Consider the following 15,899-nt stretch of genomic DNA (forward strand, 5'->3'; position numbering starts at 1 on the left):
GGACTGCAAGTGTAATCATTTGCCCCCGGGCGGTCACGGGCGGGTCGCCCCGGGTTCCGGCTTCCCACAGGTCTGAAATCCAATGTCGTCAGTATCATCAGGGACAAGAAATCATCAGGAGCGATCGCATAATGAGCAGGATGGACACCCTTTCTGTAACCACCTCCGCACACCAGCTGTTTCAGCGCACCCCGGACCTGGCATCCGGTGATCCGGAATCCAGGCGGCGGGAGATACGTGACTATTTTCTGACGACCTGGGAAACCTACGAATCGCTGTTCCGGACGCTGGCCCGGGACGAAGCCTATTTCGAGAAATCCATTCCCTTACGCCACCCGCTGATTTTCTACCTGGGGCATACCGCGACCTTCTTTATCAACAAGCTTGTGCTGGCCAAGTTGCTGCCGGAGCGTGTCGACGCCGGCATGGAGTCGACCTTTGCCGTGGGCGTGGACGAGATGAGCTGGGATGACCTTGACGACGCCCACTATGACTGGCCTTCAGTGGCCGAGGTCATGGCCTACCGCAACAAGGTCAGGGACACGGTGGTTGGCCTTATCGACACCCTGCCGCTGACCTTGCCGATCAACTGGCAGAGTGACTGGTGGCCGATCGTGATGGGCATCGAGCATGAGCGCATCCACCTGGAAACCTCGTCGGTGCTGATTCGTCAACACAGGCCCGACTACGTCCAGCCGGATGCCGCCTGGAAGCCATGCCCCGTTACCGGCGAAGCGCCGGATAATGACCTGGTTGCGGTCCCCGCCGGCGAGGTGGTTCTGGGCAAGGCCTTCGATGACCCGCGCTATGGCTGGGACAATGAATACGGAGAGCACCGCGCCCGGGTAACGTCATTCGAGGCCAGCCGCTATCTGGCGAGTAACGCTGAGTTCCTGGGCTTTGTGGAAGACGGTGGCTATCAGGACGATGAGGTGTGGGAGGAGGAAGGTCTGCAGTGGCGCAACTTTGCAGACGCCCGTCATCCCACCTTCTGGGTCTGGCGCAACCAGTGGTACCTGCGGTTGATGACCGGGGAAGTGGAAATGCCCTGGGACTGGCCCGTGGAAGTGAACTATCATGAGGCCAAGGCATTCTGTAACTGGAAGGCCCGGGAAACCGGCAGGCCGGTCCGGTTGCCTACGGAAGATGAATGGTACCGACTGTATGACGTCGCGGGCATTCAGGAGGTGCCTGCTGACAGGCCGGCGCCGGCCAACCTGCACCTGGACCATTGGGCGTCATCCTGTCCGGTGACCCACTTCCGTCATGGGGAGTTCTTTGATGTGGTGGGCAATGTCTGGCAGTGGATGGAAACCCCGACCTACCCGTTCGATGGGTTTGATGTCCACGCCCTCTACGATGATTTTACGACGCCTACCTTCGACAACCAGCACAACCTGATCAAGGGCGGCTCCTGGATCTCCTGCGGCAACGAGACCCTGCGCTCGGCCCGCTATGCGTTCCGTCGCCACTTCTTCCAGCATGCCGGATTCCGGTACGTGGTGTCCGATGCGGAAGTGAAACCACCCGCCACCCAGTATGAAACCGACAAGCTGCTGTCCGAATACGCCGAGTTCCATTTCGGCGACGAGCACCTGGGTGTCGCCAATTACCCGAAGGCCATCGCCGATCTGGCCATTGAAGCCATGGGGCAGCGCCGCAAGGGCACGGCGATGGATATCGGTTGCGCGTCGGGGCGCTCGGTGTTCGAGTTGGCCCGGCATTTTGAGGAAGTCACCGGGGTGGATTTCTCGGCGCGCTTCATCCGCCAGGGGGTGGCCATGGCAGAGCAGGGCACCCTGCGCTATACCCTCACCGACGAAGCGGAGCTGGTGGGCTACCGTACCCGTCACCTCGAGGAGATGGGATTGTCCGATACCCGCGACCGGGTCGCCTTCTGGCAGGGGGATGCCTGTAACCTCAAGCCGCAGTTCACCGGCTATGACCTGGTGCTGGCCAGTAACATGCTGGACCGCCTTTACAGCCCTAAACGGTTCCTCGCGGAAATCCACCGTCGCGTCAATGCGGGCGGCCTGCTGGTGCTGGCCTGCCCATATACCTGGATGGAAGAGCACACGCCCCGGGACGAATGGCTGGGCGGCTTCAAGAAGGACGGCGAGAACTACACCACCCTGGATGCCCTGAAGGAGCACCTGGAGGCGCATTTCACTCTGATCAGCGCACCGGGTAAGCTGCCGTTTGTGATTCGTGAAACCACGAACAAATACCAGTACAACTTTACTGACGTCACGATCTGGGAGCGTAAGGCTTGAGCAACCCTTTCGATCAGGTGTTCTCGCGGGAGGACACCTGCTCCGTCAAGTTTGATGCCCGCAAGGCGGTGTTCGGGCGCGATGATGTCATCCCCCTGTGGGTGGCCGACACGGATTTTGCTGCCCCGGAGGCGGTCACCGAGGCCCTGGTGAGCCGGGCGCGGCACCCGGCGTATGGCTACACACTGTTCCCCGACAGCCTGTACCAGGCCATGATCGACTGGTTCCGGGAGCACCACCGATGGACCATCGAACGGAACTGGATTCGTATGGCGCCGGGGGTCGTGCCCACCCTGCACGCGGCAGCCATGGCGTATGCCGGTGAAGGCGAGGGGGTGATTATCCAGCCACCAGTGTACCCGCCGTTTTTCAGCAGTATCCGCAAGGCTGGTCGCCGGGTGGTGGAGAATCCACTGGTGGAGCGTGATGGCCGGTACGGCATGGATCTAGATCATCTGGCCGAGTGCGCGGCAGACCCTTCGGTGAAGGTGTTGTTCCTGTGTTCGCCTCACAATCCGGTAGGGCGGGTATGGTCGATGGCGGAGCTGGAAGCGGTGCTGGAGATTGCCCGGGCCCATAACTTGGTGGTGCTTTCCGACGAGATCCATGCAGACCTGGTCTATCCTGATCGGCCGGGGCATCGCATGCTGGCGACCCTGTCTCGGACGGATGATCCCCTGGTCACTACCGTGGCGCCGAGCAAGACCTTCAACATTCCGGGCATGGGGCTGTCCGCCGTGGTGTCGGAACGCCAGGACCTGCTACGGCAGCTGGATGGTGTATTCGATTCCCTGCATATGGTGCAGTGCAATCCGTTCAGTATCGCGGCATTCGAGGCCGGTTACCGCCATGGTGCGGACTGGGCAGCGGCGATGATGGACTATGTTCGCGGCAACCGGGATTTTGTGCTTGGCTTTGTAAACCAGCGGCTGCCGGAGATCCGGGTGCCGGACCCCGAGGGCACTTACCTGCTGTGGCTGGACTGTCGGGCCCTGGGGCTGGACGATGCCGGGCTGAAGCGGTTCATGGTGGAGCAGGCCGGGGTGGGTATGAATCCCGGGATAACCTTCGGCAGCCAGGGCGGCGGTTTCATGCGGCTGAATCTGGGGTCGCCGTTGGCGGTGATCCGGCAGGCGATGGAACAGATTGAGGTGGCGGTGGCTGGGCTGCGTTCCAGGTGATTTCGGATCAGTGCCTGGCGGGCCGTGCCGGGTATTTTTTCCGCTCCAATTCACGGTCCATCCATGGACCGACCTTGGACCGCGCCGGTCCGGCCAGCCGCCCGAGGCGACTGTCGTTCGCCTGCGCATGAAGCTTCGCTTCATAAACGCTGGTCTCACCCATGGCGCTGCTCCAAAAATACCCGGCACACCCCGCCCCAGACTCCGTGCAACTTCCTCTAGAACAGGGGGCTAGCAATGTCTGACCAATGCAAGACGAAGAACGGCATCCAGATCGAATGTATCCAGGGCGATATCACTAAACAGCCAGATCTGGACGCGGTCGTGAATGCGGCCAACGCCCAGTTGATGTCCGGCGGTGGTGTTGCCGGCGCGATCCATCGGGCGGCGGGGCCGGAGCTGGCCCGGGCCTGTGAGCCGCTGGCGCCGATCCGGCCGGGGCAGGCGGTAATCACCGAGGGGTTCGGGTTGCCCAACGCCCACATCATCCATTGCCTGGGGCCGGTCTATGGGGTGGATGAACCGTCGGATGCACTGCTGGCAGACTGTTACCGCAATGGTGTGCAACTGGCCGAGAAGCAGGGGCTTTCGTCCATCGGCTTTCCGGCGATGTCTACCGGTGCCTTTGGGTACCCCATGGAGCCGGCGGCGAGGATCGCCTTTTCCACCCTGCTGGCCGAAGCTGCGAGTCTGTTTTCGGTGAAACGTATTCGCTTTGTTCTGTTCAGTAACCGCGATGCAGAGTTGCATCAACGGGTGCTGGCTGAAGTGGTTGATGGCGCCGGATAACGGTGGGGATAGCTCACAAAAGCAGGACGTTTCCGGATTTCGGCTCAAAATGTCGTTGGTAACCTGATAGAGTTTCCGGTTCCATTCTGACAAGGAGCCATGCGATGAAGCGTCCCGTGCGTATCGCAGTGACCGGCGCAGCCGGCAGTATCAGCCATTCCCTGCTGTTCCGGATTGCCGCCGGTGAGATGATGGGGCGGGATCAGCCCGTGATCCTTCAGCTGATCGAGATGCCCCAGGCCATGGAGCCACTGCGGGGTATTGCCATGGAGCTTGAAGACTGCGCCTTCCCCCTGCTGCACAGCATCAGTATGCATGATCGTTTCGAAGACGGCGTGGTGGGGGCCCACTACGTGTTGCTGATCGGGGCCAAACCCCGGGGGCCCGGTATGGAGCGCAGCGAGCTGATTGCCGCCAACGCACCGGTGTTCGCCGGCCAGGGCCGGGCTATCAACGAATACGCCAACCGGGATGTGAAAGTGCTGGTGGTGGGCAACCCCGCCAATACCAACGCCCTGATTGCCAGCCGTAACGCACCGGATCTGAGCCCCGCCCAGTTCACCGCGCTGACCCGCCTGGACCACAACCGGACCCGTGGCATCCTGGCCAACCATACCGGGGCCAACCCCAAGGGCATCCGGCGGATTACGGTGTGGGGCAACCATTCCTCCACCCAGTTTCCGGATCTCAGTCATGCCACCATCTATGGCGAGCCGGCGCTGCCGCAGGTGGAAGAGAACTGGTATCAGGAGCAGTTTATCCGCAAGATCCAGAAGCGTGGCTCGGCCATCATCGACGCCCGGGGGCATTCCAGTGCAGCCTCAGCGGCCCAGGCCATCCTCAATCACATGCATGACTGGATCAACGGTACCCCGGAAAACGACTGGGTGAGCATGGGCATTGTCAGTGACGGTAGCTATGGCATCGAGAAGGGCATTTTCTATTCCTTCCCGGTTCGCTGTGACTACGGCCGCTACCAGATCGTGCAGGGGCTGGAAATCAGCGACTTTGCCCGTAGCCAGATGCAGGCTACTGAAACGGAGTTGCTGGAGGAAATGCAGACCGTGGCCGACCTGCTGCCGCAGGAGACCGAGGCGTCCCACAAGAATCTGTCCGTCTGCCTGCGTTCAGGTATTACCCTCTACGACGACGGCATTTCGCTGCCGGAGCAGTTCCTGCAGACAGACAGGGTGCGATAAGGAAAGGAATTACCGGGGCCGGAAGGTGGCCCCGGGGTATTTCACTCTGGCCGGGTGTCAGGCAGCGCGCTGTCGACGACGAGCCAGGCCAAGTCCGAGCAGGCCGGATCCCAGCAGCAGCAGGGTGCCGGGTTCGGGAACGGGCAGGTAGTCTATGGTCAGGGTAGAGCGGTCGATGTAAAAATCACCCCAGATAGACCCGAGAGTCACCTGGTAGGAACCATCGGCAACCGAGTCAAGTCCCACCTGGTAGCTGTAGGCGCCTGTGTCTACTTCACCGATATCCCAGGTGCCGTCTTCACCGAAACCAATGGCTTTTTCCCAGTTCACATCGTCCTTTTTCTTATAATGACATTCCATGCTCATGGAAGACCAGCTCCAGGAGCACTTGGACTTGTACCATTCCTGGTCGTCGCGCAGGTCCAGGGTCAGTACGGCGCCCAGTATGGAGTCGGCTGGTGGATTGAAGGTGTAGTTGTGGGTCCAGACCAGGTAGTCCGTCGGGCCGTCAAGCTTATTGACGTCGCCATAGTGCGAATAGTCCAGGTCGCCGGTGGGGTTCGTTCCGGTCGCGGAAAATTCGGTAATGTCTTCCAGGGTTATGACTGCAGCGTTTGCAGTGGAAATGACGCTTGTCAGGAGCGCTGCACCGGCTAGAAAGGTCAACATTTTATTCATTATCGAACTCCATGAGTATTTTTTTGCAACAGATAATTGCATCCATTCTGTGAAAAGCAAAAATTCGGCCAGAAATTTAAGGCCATGTTTTTGTTAAGCTTTCATTTGATTCGATAGCTTAAGTGTAAGCAAAGTCGACACTAATTATGCTCCCTGGTGGTTATCTATTCGTCTGTGGAGCAGGCGCATTCCGCGTTGTCAGGTACAGCCCCACCAGTATCAATGCGCCACCGGCCAGGTGATACCAGCCGAGACGTTCATCAAGGAACACCCAGGCCAGGACGGCGGCGAATACCGGTACCAGGTACATGAAGATGGCGGCCCGGGCCGGGCCCACGTTCCAGACGCCGTGGTTCCAGAAGGCATAGGCAAGAATGCCGGGGAAAACGGCCACATAGATCAGAGGTGGCAAGGTGGACCCTGAGAGTGTGAAGCCACCTGAGATCAGCAGCAGGTCGATCAGGTAAACGGGTGTCAGCAATGCGGTACCCAGGGCGATCTGGAGGGTGAGAAAGGTCATGGCGGACAGCGGGATCGACAGGCGCCGCAAAAGCACAGAAAAGATCCCCCAGCTGATGACCGCCGCCACCATGACCAGGTCCCCCGGTGACAAGGACAGGCTGAGCAGCCGTCCCAGAGTTCCCTGGGCAATGACCATCAGTACGCCGGTCAGGGCAACGGCAATGCCAATAGCCTGCGCGGGTCGGGTTCGTTCTCCCAGTAGCAGGAAGGCCAGCAAAGCCACCATGATGGGGATGGTGGAATTGATCAACGCAATGTTGATGGCGGTTGTGGTGGTGGCAGCCAGGTAGAGCAGAGTGTTGAACGAGGCCACGCTGAACAGGGCCAGCACGAGCACGCGGGGCCAGTGGTCGCGTACCACTGACCATTCCTTGCGGACTTTGGGAAGCGCCAGTGGCAGCAGCAACAGCAGGGCGATGACCCAGCGCCAGAACGCGAGGGACACCGGCGGGATGCTGTCCACCACCCCACGGGCCACCACCGCGTTGCCGGCCCAGAACAGGGGAGTCAGCACCAGCCCGGTGTAGGCCAGTGCCAGGGATCGGTTTGCATATCGTGCCACGGTACCGCTCCAGACAGTCAGAATATTCCGTCTGGTTGAAGCGCAGCAATCAGACGGAGCATCAGTCTACTCCGCCTGCTCCTCATTTTCCGCCTTTGAGCCCAGATGGTAGGCCGCAAAACCGGCCATCACCACCTGGTCCACGGCCATGCCGATGACCCGGCCATCGGCATCCGCCCGGATGTGCGACTGCTCGTTGGTAATAGGGTCCGATACCGTGCCCAGGATAGTGCCTTCGGTCACGTAGGCGCCCAGTTCCACATCGCTGAACAGGATGCCGCCCTGGTTGGCGCGTATCCAGTGGGACTGGTAGTACACGGGCTCGGGTTCGCCCCACTGGAAAAGACGAGCCGTCATGCCCTGTTTTTCCATCAGGCTGACCACGCTGTTGACGCCGGCCCTGATCTGGTCTTCCTGGATGCGCATGGATTCGCCCACTTCCATGGTTACCGCGGGAATGCCCGATTCGGTGGTTGCGGTACGTAGCATGCCGGGGCCGCCGCTGCTGTGTACCACCACCATTGAATCAAAGCCCTTGGTCAGCTCGGCAACCTGCGGATTGTCCATATCCGCTCGCAGTTGCGGCAGGTTGGTGCGTTTCAGGGACCCGGTGTGGATGTCCACCAGCATGTCACAGTTGAGGATCACCTGTTCGAACAGCGAGTGGGCAATGCGGTGAGCCAGGCTGCCATCCTCGCTGCCGGGGAAGTAACGGTTCAGGTCGCGACGGTCAGCCAGGTAGCGGCTGCCCTGCTGGAACCCCTGCAGGTTCACAATGGGAATGCCCACTACGGTGCCGGACAGCTCGTCCGGGTCCAGGTCGTAGATGACCCGGCGGATGATCTCGATGCCATTGAGTTCATCGCCATGAACCGCCCCGGTCATGCACATCACGGGGCCGGGTTTGCTCCCGTTTACCACCAGTACCGGCGTGGGCTGGGACAGCCCCGATATCTGGATACCTGGTGACCAGGCCAGCCGGGCCGTGGTGCCGGGCAGCACTTCACCACTGAGTAGCCGGAATGGTTCCGCCTGGGCTGGCTGGGTTTCCGGGATGGTCCCGGTGGGGGAGGTTTGTTCATCGGCGATCTGCTTGTCGGGCAGGTCCGCGTCAGGGGCATCGCCGGCTGGCGACTCACGGGTCGAGCCGGCGGTCTGCTTCCTGTCTTTGCTGACATCGGTGTCCGAGGCGGTAATGTCTTCAACGGACTCGTCTTCCGGAAGTTCAATCACCGGCGGGGCTTCTACAGCAGCCTCAGGGCCTTCGGGCGGTGGCGAGGGGGCGGTGTCCGTTGAGTCGGTAATGACCTGAGGGCCCTCATCCTCCAGCCGGACAGGATCGCTGTCGTCAGCGGTATTGTCGCTGGGCGGGACGGCGGATTCACTGGGAGACGGGGCAGTTTCCTGGGGGGCGCGGGAACTGGCCTCCTGGGCCCAGGCCTTGCCGGTGCACACGGCTACAACGAGCATGGCCGGTAGCAGCAGGCGGGAAGGTGGGGTCAGGCGCATCAAATCTCCCATTGACAGCAATTCGTACTTCGCCGCAACCGGGTAAACAGGGTTCGGGTGGCGGCACAGGTCAGCCAAGGCTAACCGAAAGCAGAAAGGGCGGTACAGAGGCCTGACAAAGGTTTAACCGCACTGTCATTCGTTGCCAGGTCACGCCATCACCCTATCAGCTCTCTTTGACTGACATTGTTAATTAGGGTTTGGTTTTGCAACGAACTGTGGGACTGAACGGGTACCGGATCACACGTCCGTTGACTCCCACGCATCGCCATCTTCACGGGCCCGGTCTTCCTTGCGCAATTTGATCAGATGCGCCAGCAGCGAGCGCATGGCCAGGCCGTGAATGGCCGGTGGCACATCGTCGTAGGCGTGTTTGACCAGTTCCTTCAGGGTTCCCGGGCCGTGTTCGGCCAGGGTTTCGGCGATCTTCTTCTCCCTGGTCAGGCGGTGGGTGGTCAGCCAGTCGATGACCGATTCCACCCTGCCCATCAGAAAACCGTGGGCCGGGGCGAACCACTGAATCTCTTCCTCAAGTAGCCGGTCGAGGGATTCCAGGTAATCCTTCATGTCGCCGTCGGGCGGATTAATCACCACGGTGGAGCCCTGCATGATGTGGTCACCGGCAAACAGCATCTTTTCCCGCTCCAGCAGGAAGCACAGGTGATTGGAGGCGTGGCCGGGAGTGAAGATGGCCTTCAGGGTGCCGGCAGCAGTATCAATACGGTCGCCATCCACGGGGATCGAGTCCGGTCGGAAGTCATGGTCCTGGATCGGGTCCTGCTCGGGTGCGGTCATGCCCCGCAGGGGTGCGCCGGTATGCTCCCGGAGCCAGGTCGCGCCCGGCGAATGATCCGGGTGGGTGTGGGTGGTCAGCACCTGCTCAATGCGGCCGCCGGTAACCTCAAGGATACGCTCCAGATGACTTTGCTCAACAGGGCCGGGGTCAATAACCGTCCATGCCTGTCCGGGCTGACCCAGCAGGTAGCTGTTGGTACCAGGTCCGGTCATGGCGCCGGGGTTGGGGCAGGTCAGGCGGACGACAGAGGGTGCCAGTTGTACCGGCTGGCCGGGAACAATCTCCGCCAGTGCCTGGCCGCGGCCGTCCGGGTCCAGCTTGCGCACTTCGTCAAAAGGTCCGGTGCCGGGTTCCACGGATACCGGCCTGCCCTGTTTGGTGGCTGGCCAGGGCCGGTGTGGCGTTGGCTCCGGTGGTTGCGACCTGGCATGGCGGATCAGTGCTTCGGTGGTATCGAAGCCGGCAATGATGCGCAGGGTTCGCAGGGTGGGCGAGGCGAACAGCCGGGTACCCTGGCGGTGTTCGTCCATGGCCTGCTGGGGTGTCAGCCAGATATGGTCGATGGTCTCCACCCGGTCGTGGTCCGGTTGCTGGCCTTCGGGAAGCGCGGCCACGAAAAAACGGGTATCGAAACGCCTTGGTGGCCCCGGCGGTGTCACCCAATGGGCCAGATAGGCAATCCGGTCCATGGGCAGGGCCAGGCGGTGCTGGTGGCACAGGGCGGCCAGGGTCTGGTCGCCGGCGATCATGCCCTGCCGTTCACTGAACACCGGGTGGTCGGGTGCCAGGGTGTTGCCCTCTTCATCCAGCGCCAGCAGCACGCCGGCTTCCTCGAAGCATTCCCGGATGGCGGCTATCATGAAGAGACTGCCGCCGGTACTGAGGCCCATGTCGTGGCTGACGGAGGTGTCATCCCCACCGGTCAGGTGGGGTTCGCAGCGCTGGTCCGCCTCGTCGACCGCGCCCCCCGGGAACACGTAAAAGCCGGGCATGAAGGTGGCGTCCCAGGTGCGTTGCATCAGCAGGACCTGGAGCCCTTCATCGGAATCGCGGGTGATGGCGAGGGTGGCAGCGGGGCGGATGTCCATGGGGGTACCTAGTGTCACGGTTGGTTAATTCGTTGATCGACTGAGCCACAGAGAGCCTTGAGGGCAAGGCGCGGTGGCGAAGGTCTGGTGGTTCCAAGTCGATATACGCTTTGGAGCGCTTGCTCTTATTTTGGTGTCTGACCGTAACATAACGGAAGTGAACTCAGGGCACCAGATGATTTGGGCGTGCGAACGGCGTATTATTCGCTTCCTTTTTTCTGACCCATTTTTCCGGTAGTTGTGTCATGGCCCGCGTCAAACTGTCTTTTCCCGATGAAGTCTTTGTTTTCTCCACCACCATGCCGGTGCGTATCACCGACATCAACGGTGCCAACCACCTGGGCAATGATGCCCTGATTTCCATGCTGTCGGAGGCCCGTGCCCAGTTCATGGTGAAAATGGGCCTGGCCGAGCAGATTGGCCGTGGCACCGGCATCATCGTTACCGACCTGGCGACCATGTACCAGTCGGAATCCTTCTTCCCGGAAAGCCTCCGCTTTGAGGTGGGGGTCACCGACCTGAACAAATACGGCGGTGATTACGTGTTCCGTGTGACCAAGGAGGCTAGCGGCCAGGCGGTGGCAATGGCCAAGTACGGGTTTGTGTTCTTCGACTTCCAGCACAAGAAGGTGGTGGAGTTGCCGGAGTATTTCCGCGAGCGCTTTTCCTGAGCGGAGGCTGTTCCGGTTAACCGGCTGCCGGCGCGGTCTGGCTTCGCAGATGCGTCATGCCCTGCCGGTACAGCAGCCACGCCATGATGCCAGCGAGCAGGTTGCCCGCCAGGGCGCCGGACATCAGCCCGGGCAGGCCGCCCAGCTGGCCGCCAAGCCATAGCATGGGCAGGTAGCAGGCAAACAGCCGCAGGGTGGAAATCAGCAGCGCCCGCATGGGCAGCCCCAGGGCGTTGTTGACTGACACCATCAGCATGCATACCCCCAGGCCGCTGTAGCTGAGGGGCACCCGCAACAGGTAATCGCCCAGCACATCGCTCACCTCCCGGTCAGCGGTAAACAGTTCCGATACCAGCCCCGAGGCGGCCAGCCAGAACAGGCCAATGGCCAGTTGCCACACCACCACGAAACGAACCGCCAGACGAACCAGCTTGCGGATGGTGCCGATGTCCCCCTGACCCAGTAGCCGGCCCACCATGGGCGGCATTGACATGGTCAGGGCCAGCACTACCACGATGGAGAAGAATTCCAGCCGTGTGCCCAGCCCCCATGCGGCCACGGCGGCGGAACCAAAGGTGGCCACCAGGGCCGTGGCGAACATGGCAGAGGCCGGTGGCATCAGCTGGCTGACCATGGCCGGGGCCATGATGCCGCCAAGCTGGCGGATGGACTTGCCGAGCTCCAGCTGCCCCAGGTCAAAGCCGATCCAGCCCCGTTTTACCAGGGCCGGGTAGATCACCAGGCAACCGACGCCAAAGGACGTAATGGTGGCCAGCGGCGCGCCGGGCAGACCCCAGCCGAAAACGAAGATGTACAGTGGGTCGAGGGCGATATTCAGCAGGCTGGCGGCCATCATCATCAGCCCGGGCAGTTTGGTGTCGCCATGGGAGCGGCAGATGCTGTAACCGAAATACAGCACGGCACCGGTCCAGGCGGCCACCAGCCAGGGCATCCAGTAGAGGCGGATCATGGGCAGCAGGGCCTGCTCAGCTCCCAGCAGCGTCATGATGGTGTCGCGCAGCAACCACAGACTGACCGCCAGCAGGCATACCAGGGTCGCGCCGGTGGTGACCACCAGTCCGGCCAGGCGTACGGCCCGCTGTTCGTCACCGGCACCCAGGGTGCGGGAGATGATGGCGGTGGTGGCAATGCCAAGGCCTACCTGCAGGCCGGTGATCAGTTGCTGCATGGGCACGGTAAACCCAAGTGCCGCCAGCGGGTCACGCCCCAGCTGGGCAATGAAAATACTGTCGGCGAGATGGAACGTCATCAGGGACAACACCCCGAAGAGCATCGGCCAGGTCATGGCGTAAAGCTGTCGGGGCAGGCTTGTGGCGGCGTCTGGGGCGTTCACGGTGATCCGTTCGGTCGGTGGCTCGAAGTCAGGACAGGGGATTCTAGCAGGCCATGGCCCAATCGGGTGTCAGTGATGGTCCACTGCAGGAAAACAAAGAGGGCGACCCTTCTGGTCGCCCTCCTGCTGGCTGCTTGTGTGCCTACTTTTTCTGGTCGGCCCAGTAGGGCTCCCTCAGCTCCCGCTTGAGCACCTTGCCGATGGTGGAGCGGGGCAGCTCGTCGCGGAATTCCACGCCCGCCAGGCGCTGGGTCTTGCCCAGTTTTTTGTTGGCAAAGGTGAGGATGTCTTCTTCCGTGGCGGTTTCGCCGGCCTTGCGTACCACCAGACCCAGCGGGGTCTCGCCCCAGTGTTCGCTGGGGATGCCGATCACGGCGACATCCGCCACTGCAGGGTGCTCCAGCAAAACCTTTTCCAGATCCACGGCATAGATGTTGAAACCACCGGAGATGATCATGTCCTTGCGGCGGTCCAGTATATAAAGGAAGCCGTCTTCATCCAGCCTGCCCATATCACCGCTGCGGTAGAACACATGGCCCTCGGGGCTGGTCCACAGCATCTCGTTGGTTTGCTGTTCCCGGTGGTAGTAGCCCCGCATCATGGAAATGGCGCGACCCACGATTTCGCCAATCTCGCCCTGGGGCAGTTCGTTGCCATTGTCATCGATAATCCGTACCTCCGAACCTTCGGTGGGTACGCCGACGGAATCCCACTTGGTGGGGTTGGCGGCACAGTCCAGGCTGGTGGAAATGCCGCCCTCGGTAAGGCCATACACTTCCCGGATATTGCCGGGCCAGCGTTCCATGGCCTCGGCGATCACATCGGAGCGCAGTGGCGCGCTGGTGCACAGCTTGAGCTTGAAGCTGGACAGGTCGAAACGGTCAAAGTCCGGCTCGGCCATGATGCGACTGTACTGCACCGGTACCAGCATGGCGTGGGTCACCCGGTGCTCTTCGGCCAGCTCCAGGAAACGGCGGGCGTTGAACTTGCCCATCAGCACCAGGGTGCCACCGTGGAACAGGGTGGGCAGGGCGGACACCAGGGTGGTGTTGGAGTAAAGTGGTGTGGAGACCAGGTTGATGGCATCGCCATCCAGGCCATATCGGGCCAGGCGCTCGAACTGCCGCTGGCGGAACCGGTAATCGTGCAGTATACCTTTGGGAGTTCCGGTAGTACCGGAGCTGTAGATGATGTTGAACGGGTCGTCCGGGGTCACCTCGGCGGGGTTCGGCTCGTCGCCGATGTCGCCCAGCCAGGCGTCCAGGTCCAGGCCGCTGTCGACGTCGCGGGTGTCGATGCCGATACGCTGGGCCGGCTCGACCCTGCTGAGCTGGTCACGGATCTCGGTGAACAGGGGCAGGTTCTTTTCGGACACAAAGAGGAAACGGCTGTCGCAGTCGTCGACCATCAGTGCCAGGGCCTCGCCACTGGCCATGCCGGACAGGGGCACCATGCAGCCACCGGCAATGAGCGTGCCCAGGTAAAGGCACATATAGTCATTGCTGTTTTCCGACAGACCGGCCACGGTGTCGCCGGTCTGCAGACCATCGTCCCGCAACCGGTTGGCGATGCGGTTGGCCCGGCTCAGCATTTCGGCCCAGGTGAGACGGCCCTTTTCATCGGTCAGGGCCGGCTTTTCGCCCTGGGAATGGGCGAAAGCCTGGATGTGGTGACCGATGGGGTCCATGGTCTCCTGGTCGATCGCTGGAGCGTAATTCGGCATCGCCGCAACGGTTTGTCTCATTTTGGGGGCCTCTATCGTTGTTGTGTTTTGACTAGTGAAATTTATTTCCGAATATATTGACTCAAAACTGGAAGGCGTGACAAATTAAACGCCCTGTTACGCATTTGAAAAGCAGCCTAACTAGTTTTTGGGGCATTTTCACACAGTCCTGTCGGAAACAAATTTCCGGATCAATCTGTCAAGCGTCAGCATTACAATCATAAGAACCCGTGAGTCCGCGGCTTCCCCTCCGTGGCTTACGACAAGGTTAAAGGAGCATAGACTATGATGCGTTTCACTGAACGTGTCGCCATCGTCACTGGCGCCGGCAGTGGTATCGGCCGTGCTACCGCCCTGAGGCTCGCCCGCGAGGGAGCCCGGGTGATCCTCGCGGACTGGTCTGAAGAAGGCCTTCTGGAAACCGCCGCCCAAATGCCCTCCGAAGCTACCCATATTGAACGCAAGCTGGACGTGTCCGATGAGGATGCGGTCAAAACCCTGGTGTCCGAAGTCAAGGAACAGTTTGGCCAGGTTGATATCCTGGTGAACAACGCCGGCATCTCCGGCGGCAGTTATCCACCTGTCACCGAGAACGAGAAGGCGGACTGGGAGAAGATCCTGGGCGTGAACCTGGTCGGCGCCATGCTGATGATCAAGCATGTGGCGCCCCTCATGCAGGAGCGTCAGCAGGGTGCAATCGTCAACACCGCATCGGTGGCCGGTATCCGTTCCGGCGCCGGGGGCAACCCCTACAGCGCTTCCAAGGCAGGCGTGATCAACCTGACCCAGACTGCAGCCTGCGACCTGGGCGGCTTCAACATCCGCGTCAATGCGGTGTGCCCGGGGCTGGTGGAAACCGGTATGACCAAAGCCGTGTTCGATTACGCCCGCTCCAATGAGAAAGAGCACAAGCTGGGCGCGCGCTGTGAACTGCGTCGCTACGGCAAGCCGGAGGAGCTGGCTGCGGCGATCTGCTTCCTGGCCTCGGATGACGCCAGCTACATCACCGGGCAGGCCCTGCCCGTGGACGGCGGCAACACCGCCTCACTGAATATGCCTGGAATGAAAGTGTAATGAGTGAAGCACAACAGAACCTCCACATCACCGGTGGCAAGGATCTGCCCGGCTTTCACAACATGCTGGGATACCGCCAGGTATCCTGGGAAGAAGACAAGGCTGTCATCGCTCTGGACCTGAGGCCGGAGCACCTGAATCTCGGGGGCGTCATTCACGGTGGGGTGCTGAGCTCCCTGCTGGATATCGTCATGGCGGAGGCCGGCACTTACTGCCCCTACCCGGGGCGGATGCGCAAGGCCATTACCCTGACCATGACCACCACGTTTACCGGCCAGTGTTCCGCTGGCACTATTACCGTCACTGGCATCAAGCGTGCCGGCGGCACCCGTATTTTCAACAGCACCGGCGAGATCCACGATGACAAGGGCAACCTGCTTGCCATTGCCGAAGGTACGTTCAGGATCCGATCCGGCAGCGAAAAACCCGAGGGCGTTCCCATCTGAACGCATTCCTCCAAACTAATAATATAGAGAGGCA

Annotated in this window: 13 protein-coding genes; 7 read left to right on the forward strand and 6 right to left on the reverse strand. The window is 61.1% G+C overall.

The window, feature by feature from the left end; all coding sequences use genetic code 11:
• The first annotated feature begins 131 nt into the window (after window positions 1-131).
• From ovoA to ACFOZ5_RS02645, 4 genes are all read left to right on the forward strand, one after another.
• On the forward strand, window positions 132-2,273 hold the full coding sequence (ovoA, locus tag ACFOZ5_RS02630) for a 5-histidylcysteine sulfoxide synthase (protein ID WP_379885225.1): 2,142 nt from the start codon (window positions 132-134) through the stop codon (window positions 2,271-2,273).
• Complete coding sequence (locus ACFOZ5_RS02635) at window positions 2,270-3,454, forward strand: MalY/PatB family protein (RefSeq protein WP_379885227.1); 1,185 nt, start codon at window positions 2,270-2,272, stop codon at window positions 3,452-3,454. Before ovoA ends, ACFOZ5_RS02635 begins: the two co-directional genes overlap by 4 nt.
• A gap of 237 nt (window positions 3,455-3,691) precedes the next feature.
• Entirely contained in the window at window positions 3,692-4,243 is a 552-nt protein-coding gene (locus ACFOZ5_RS02640; protein ID WP_379885229.1) for a macro domain-containing protein, read from the forward strand.
• A gap of 104 nt (window positions 4,244-4,347) precedes the next feature.
• Window positions 4,348-5,442 (forward strand): malate dehydrogenase, encoded by a 1,095-nt coding sequence (locus tag ACFOZ5_RS02645; RefSeq protein WP_379885231.1) that lies wholly within the window; start codon window positions 4,348-4,350, stop codon window positions 5,440-5,442.
• A gap of 57 nt (window positions 5,443-5,499) precedes the next feature.
• Here ACFOZ5_RS02645 and ACFOZ5_RS02650 read toward each other — a convergent pair whose 3' ends face one another.
• From ACFOZ5_RS02650 to ACFOZ5_RS02665, 4 genes are all read right to left on the reverse strand, one after another.
• Window positions 5,500-6,120 (reverse strand): PEP-CTERM sorting domain-containing protein, encoded by a 621-nt coding sequence (locus tag ACFOZ5_RS02650; protein ID WP_379885233.1) that lies wholly within the window; start codon window positions 6,118-6,120, stop codon window positions 5,500-5,502.
• 160 nt (window positions 6,121-6,280) lie between these two features.
• Entirely contained in the window at window positions 6,281-7,204 is a 924-nt protein-coding gene (locus ACFOZ5_RS02655) for a DMT family transporter (protein ID WP_379885235.1), read from the reverse strand.
• A gap of 66 nt (window positions 7,205-7,270) precedes the next feature.
• On the reverse strand, window positions 7,271-8,713 hold the full coding sequence (locus ACFOZ5_RS02660; protein WP_379885237.1) for a succinylglutamate desuccinylase/aspartoacylase family protein: 1,443 nt from the start codon (window positions 8,711-8,713) through the stop codon (window positions 7,271-7,273).
• 240 nt (window positions 8,714-8,953) lie between these two features.
• Window positions 8,954-10,597 carry an MBL fold metallo-hydrolase gene (locus ACFOZ5_RS02665; protein WP_379885239.1) on the reverse strand — a complete coding sequence of 548 codons (1,644 nt, stop codon included), beginning with the start codon at window positions 10,595-10,597 and terminating at the stop codon, window positions 8,954-8,956.
• A 245-nt stretch (window positions 10,598-10,842) separates the two neighbouring features.
• On the opposite strand from ACFOZ5_RS02665, the gene ACFOZ5_RS02670 reads away from it, so the two are divergent.
• Window positions 10,843-11,268, forward strand: a complete 426-nt coding sequence (locus ACFOZ5_RS02670; protein WP_379885241.1) for a thioesterase family protein — start codon at window positions 10,843-10,845, stop codon at window positions 11,266-11,268.
• A 16-nt stretch (window positions 11,269-11,284) separates the two neighbouring features.
• On the opposite strand, the gene ACFOZ5_RS02675 is transcribed toward ACFOZ5_RS02670, so the two are convergent.
• Window positions 11,285-12,574: an MATE family efflux transporter gene (locus tag ACFOZ5_RS02675; RefSeq protein WP_379885420.1), complete on the reverse strand. Its 1,290-nt coding sequence runs from the start codon at window positions 12,572-12,574 to the stop codon at window positions 11,285-11,287.
• A 190-nt stretch (window positions 12,575-12,764) separates the two neighbouring features.
• Entirely contained in the window at window positions 12,765-14,366 is a 1,602-nt protein-coding gene (locus tag ACFOZ5_RS02680) for a class I adenylate-forming enzyme family protein (RefSeq protein ID WP_379885243.1), read from the reverse strand.
• Window positions 14,367-14,630: 264 nt separating this feature from the next.
• Here ACFOZ5_RS02680 and ACFOZ5_RS02685 point away from each other — a divergent pair, with 264 nt between their 5' ends.
• Entirely contained in the window at window positions 14,631-15,419 is a 789-nt protein-coding gene (locus ACFOZ5_RS02685; RefSeq protein WP_379885245.1) for an SDR family NAD(P)-dependent oxidoreductase, read from the forward strand.
• Window positions 15,419-15,865, forward strand: a complete 447-nt coding sequence (locus ACFOZ5_RS02690; protein ID WP_379885247.1) for a PaaI family thioesterase — start codon at window positions 15,419-15,421, stop codon at window positions 15,863-15,865. The genes ACFOZ5_RS02685 and ACFOZ5_RS02690 overlap by 1 nt, the downstream gene beginning before the upstream one ends.
• Window positions 15,866-15,899: the final 34 nt, after the last annotated feature.

The sequence above is a fragment of the Marinobacter lacisalsi genome (assembly GCF_042651045.1).
In the GTDB taxonomy this organism is placed as follows: Bacteria; Pseudomonadota; Gammaproteobacteria; order Pseudomonadales; family Oleiphilaceae; genus Marinobacter; species Marinobacter lacisalsi.

What these genes read in the sequence shown, in the direction of transcription:
- ovoA (WP_379885225.1), top strand. Translation starts at nt 132, where the DNA reads ATGAGCAGGATGGACACCCTTTCTGTAACCACCTCCGCACACCAGCTG.
- ACFOZ5_RS02690 (WP_379885247.1), top strand. Translation starts at nt 15,419, where the DNA reads ATGAGTGAAGCACAACAGAACCTCCACATCACCGGTGGCAAGGATCTG.
- ACFOZ5_RS02675 (WP_379885420.1), bottom strand. Translation starts at nt 12,574, where the DNA reads ATGACCTGGCCGATGCTCTTCGGGGTGTTGTCCCTGATGACGTTCCAT.
- ACFOZ5_RS02645 (WP_379885231.1), top strand. Translation starts at nt 4,348, where the DNA reads ATGAAGCGTCCCGTGCGTATCGCAGTGACCGGCGCAGCCGGCAGTATC.
- ACFOZ5_RS02660 (WP_379885237.1), bottom strand. Translation starts at nt 8,713, where the DNA reads ATGCGCCTGACCCCACCTTCCCGCCTGCTGCTACCGGCCATGCTCGTT.
- ACFOZ5_RS02640 (WP_379885229.1), top strand. Translation starts at nt 3,692, where the DNA reads ATGTCTGACCAATGCAAGACGAAGAACGGCATCCAGATCGAATGTATC.
- ACFOZ5_RS02665 (WP_379885239.1), bottom strand. Translation starts at nt 10,597, where the DNA reads ATGGACATCCGCCCCGCTGCCACCCTCGCCATCACCCGCGATTCCGAT.
- ACFOZ5_RS02680 (WP_379885243.1), bottom strand. Translation starts at nt 14,366, where the DNA reads ATGAGACAAACCGTTGCGGCGATGCCGAATTACGCTCCAGCGATCGAC.
- ACFOZ5_RS02670 (WP_379885241.1), top strand. Translation starts at nt 10,843, where the DNA reads ATGGCCCGCGTCAAACTGTCTTTTCCCGATGAAGTCTTTGTTTTCTCC.
- ACFOZ5_RS02685 (WP_379885245.1), top strand. Translation starts at nt 14,631, where the DNA reads ATGATGCGTTTCACTGAACGTGTCGCCATCGTCACTGGCGCCGGCAGT.
- ACFOZ5_RS02650 (WP_379885233.1), bottom strand. Translation starts at nt 6,120, where the DNA reads ATGAATAAAATGTTGACCTTTCTAGCCGGTGCAGCGCTCCTGACAAGC.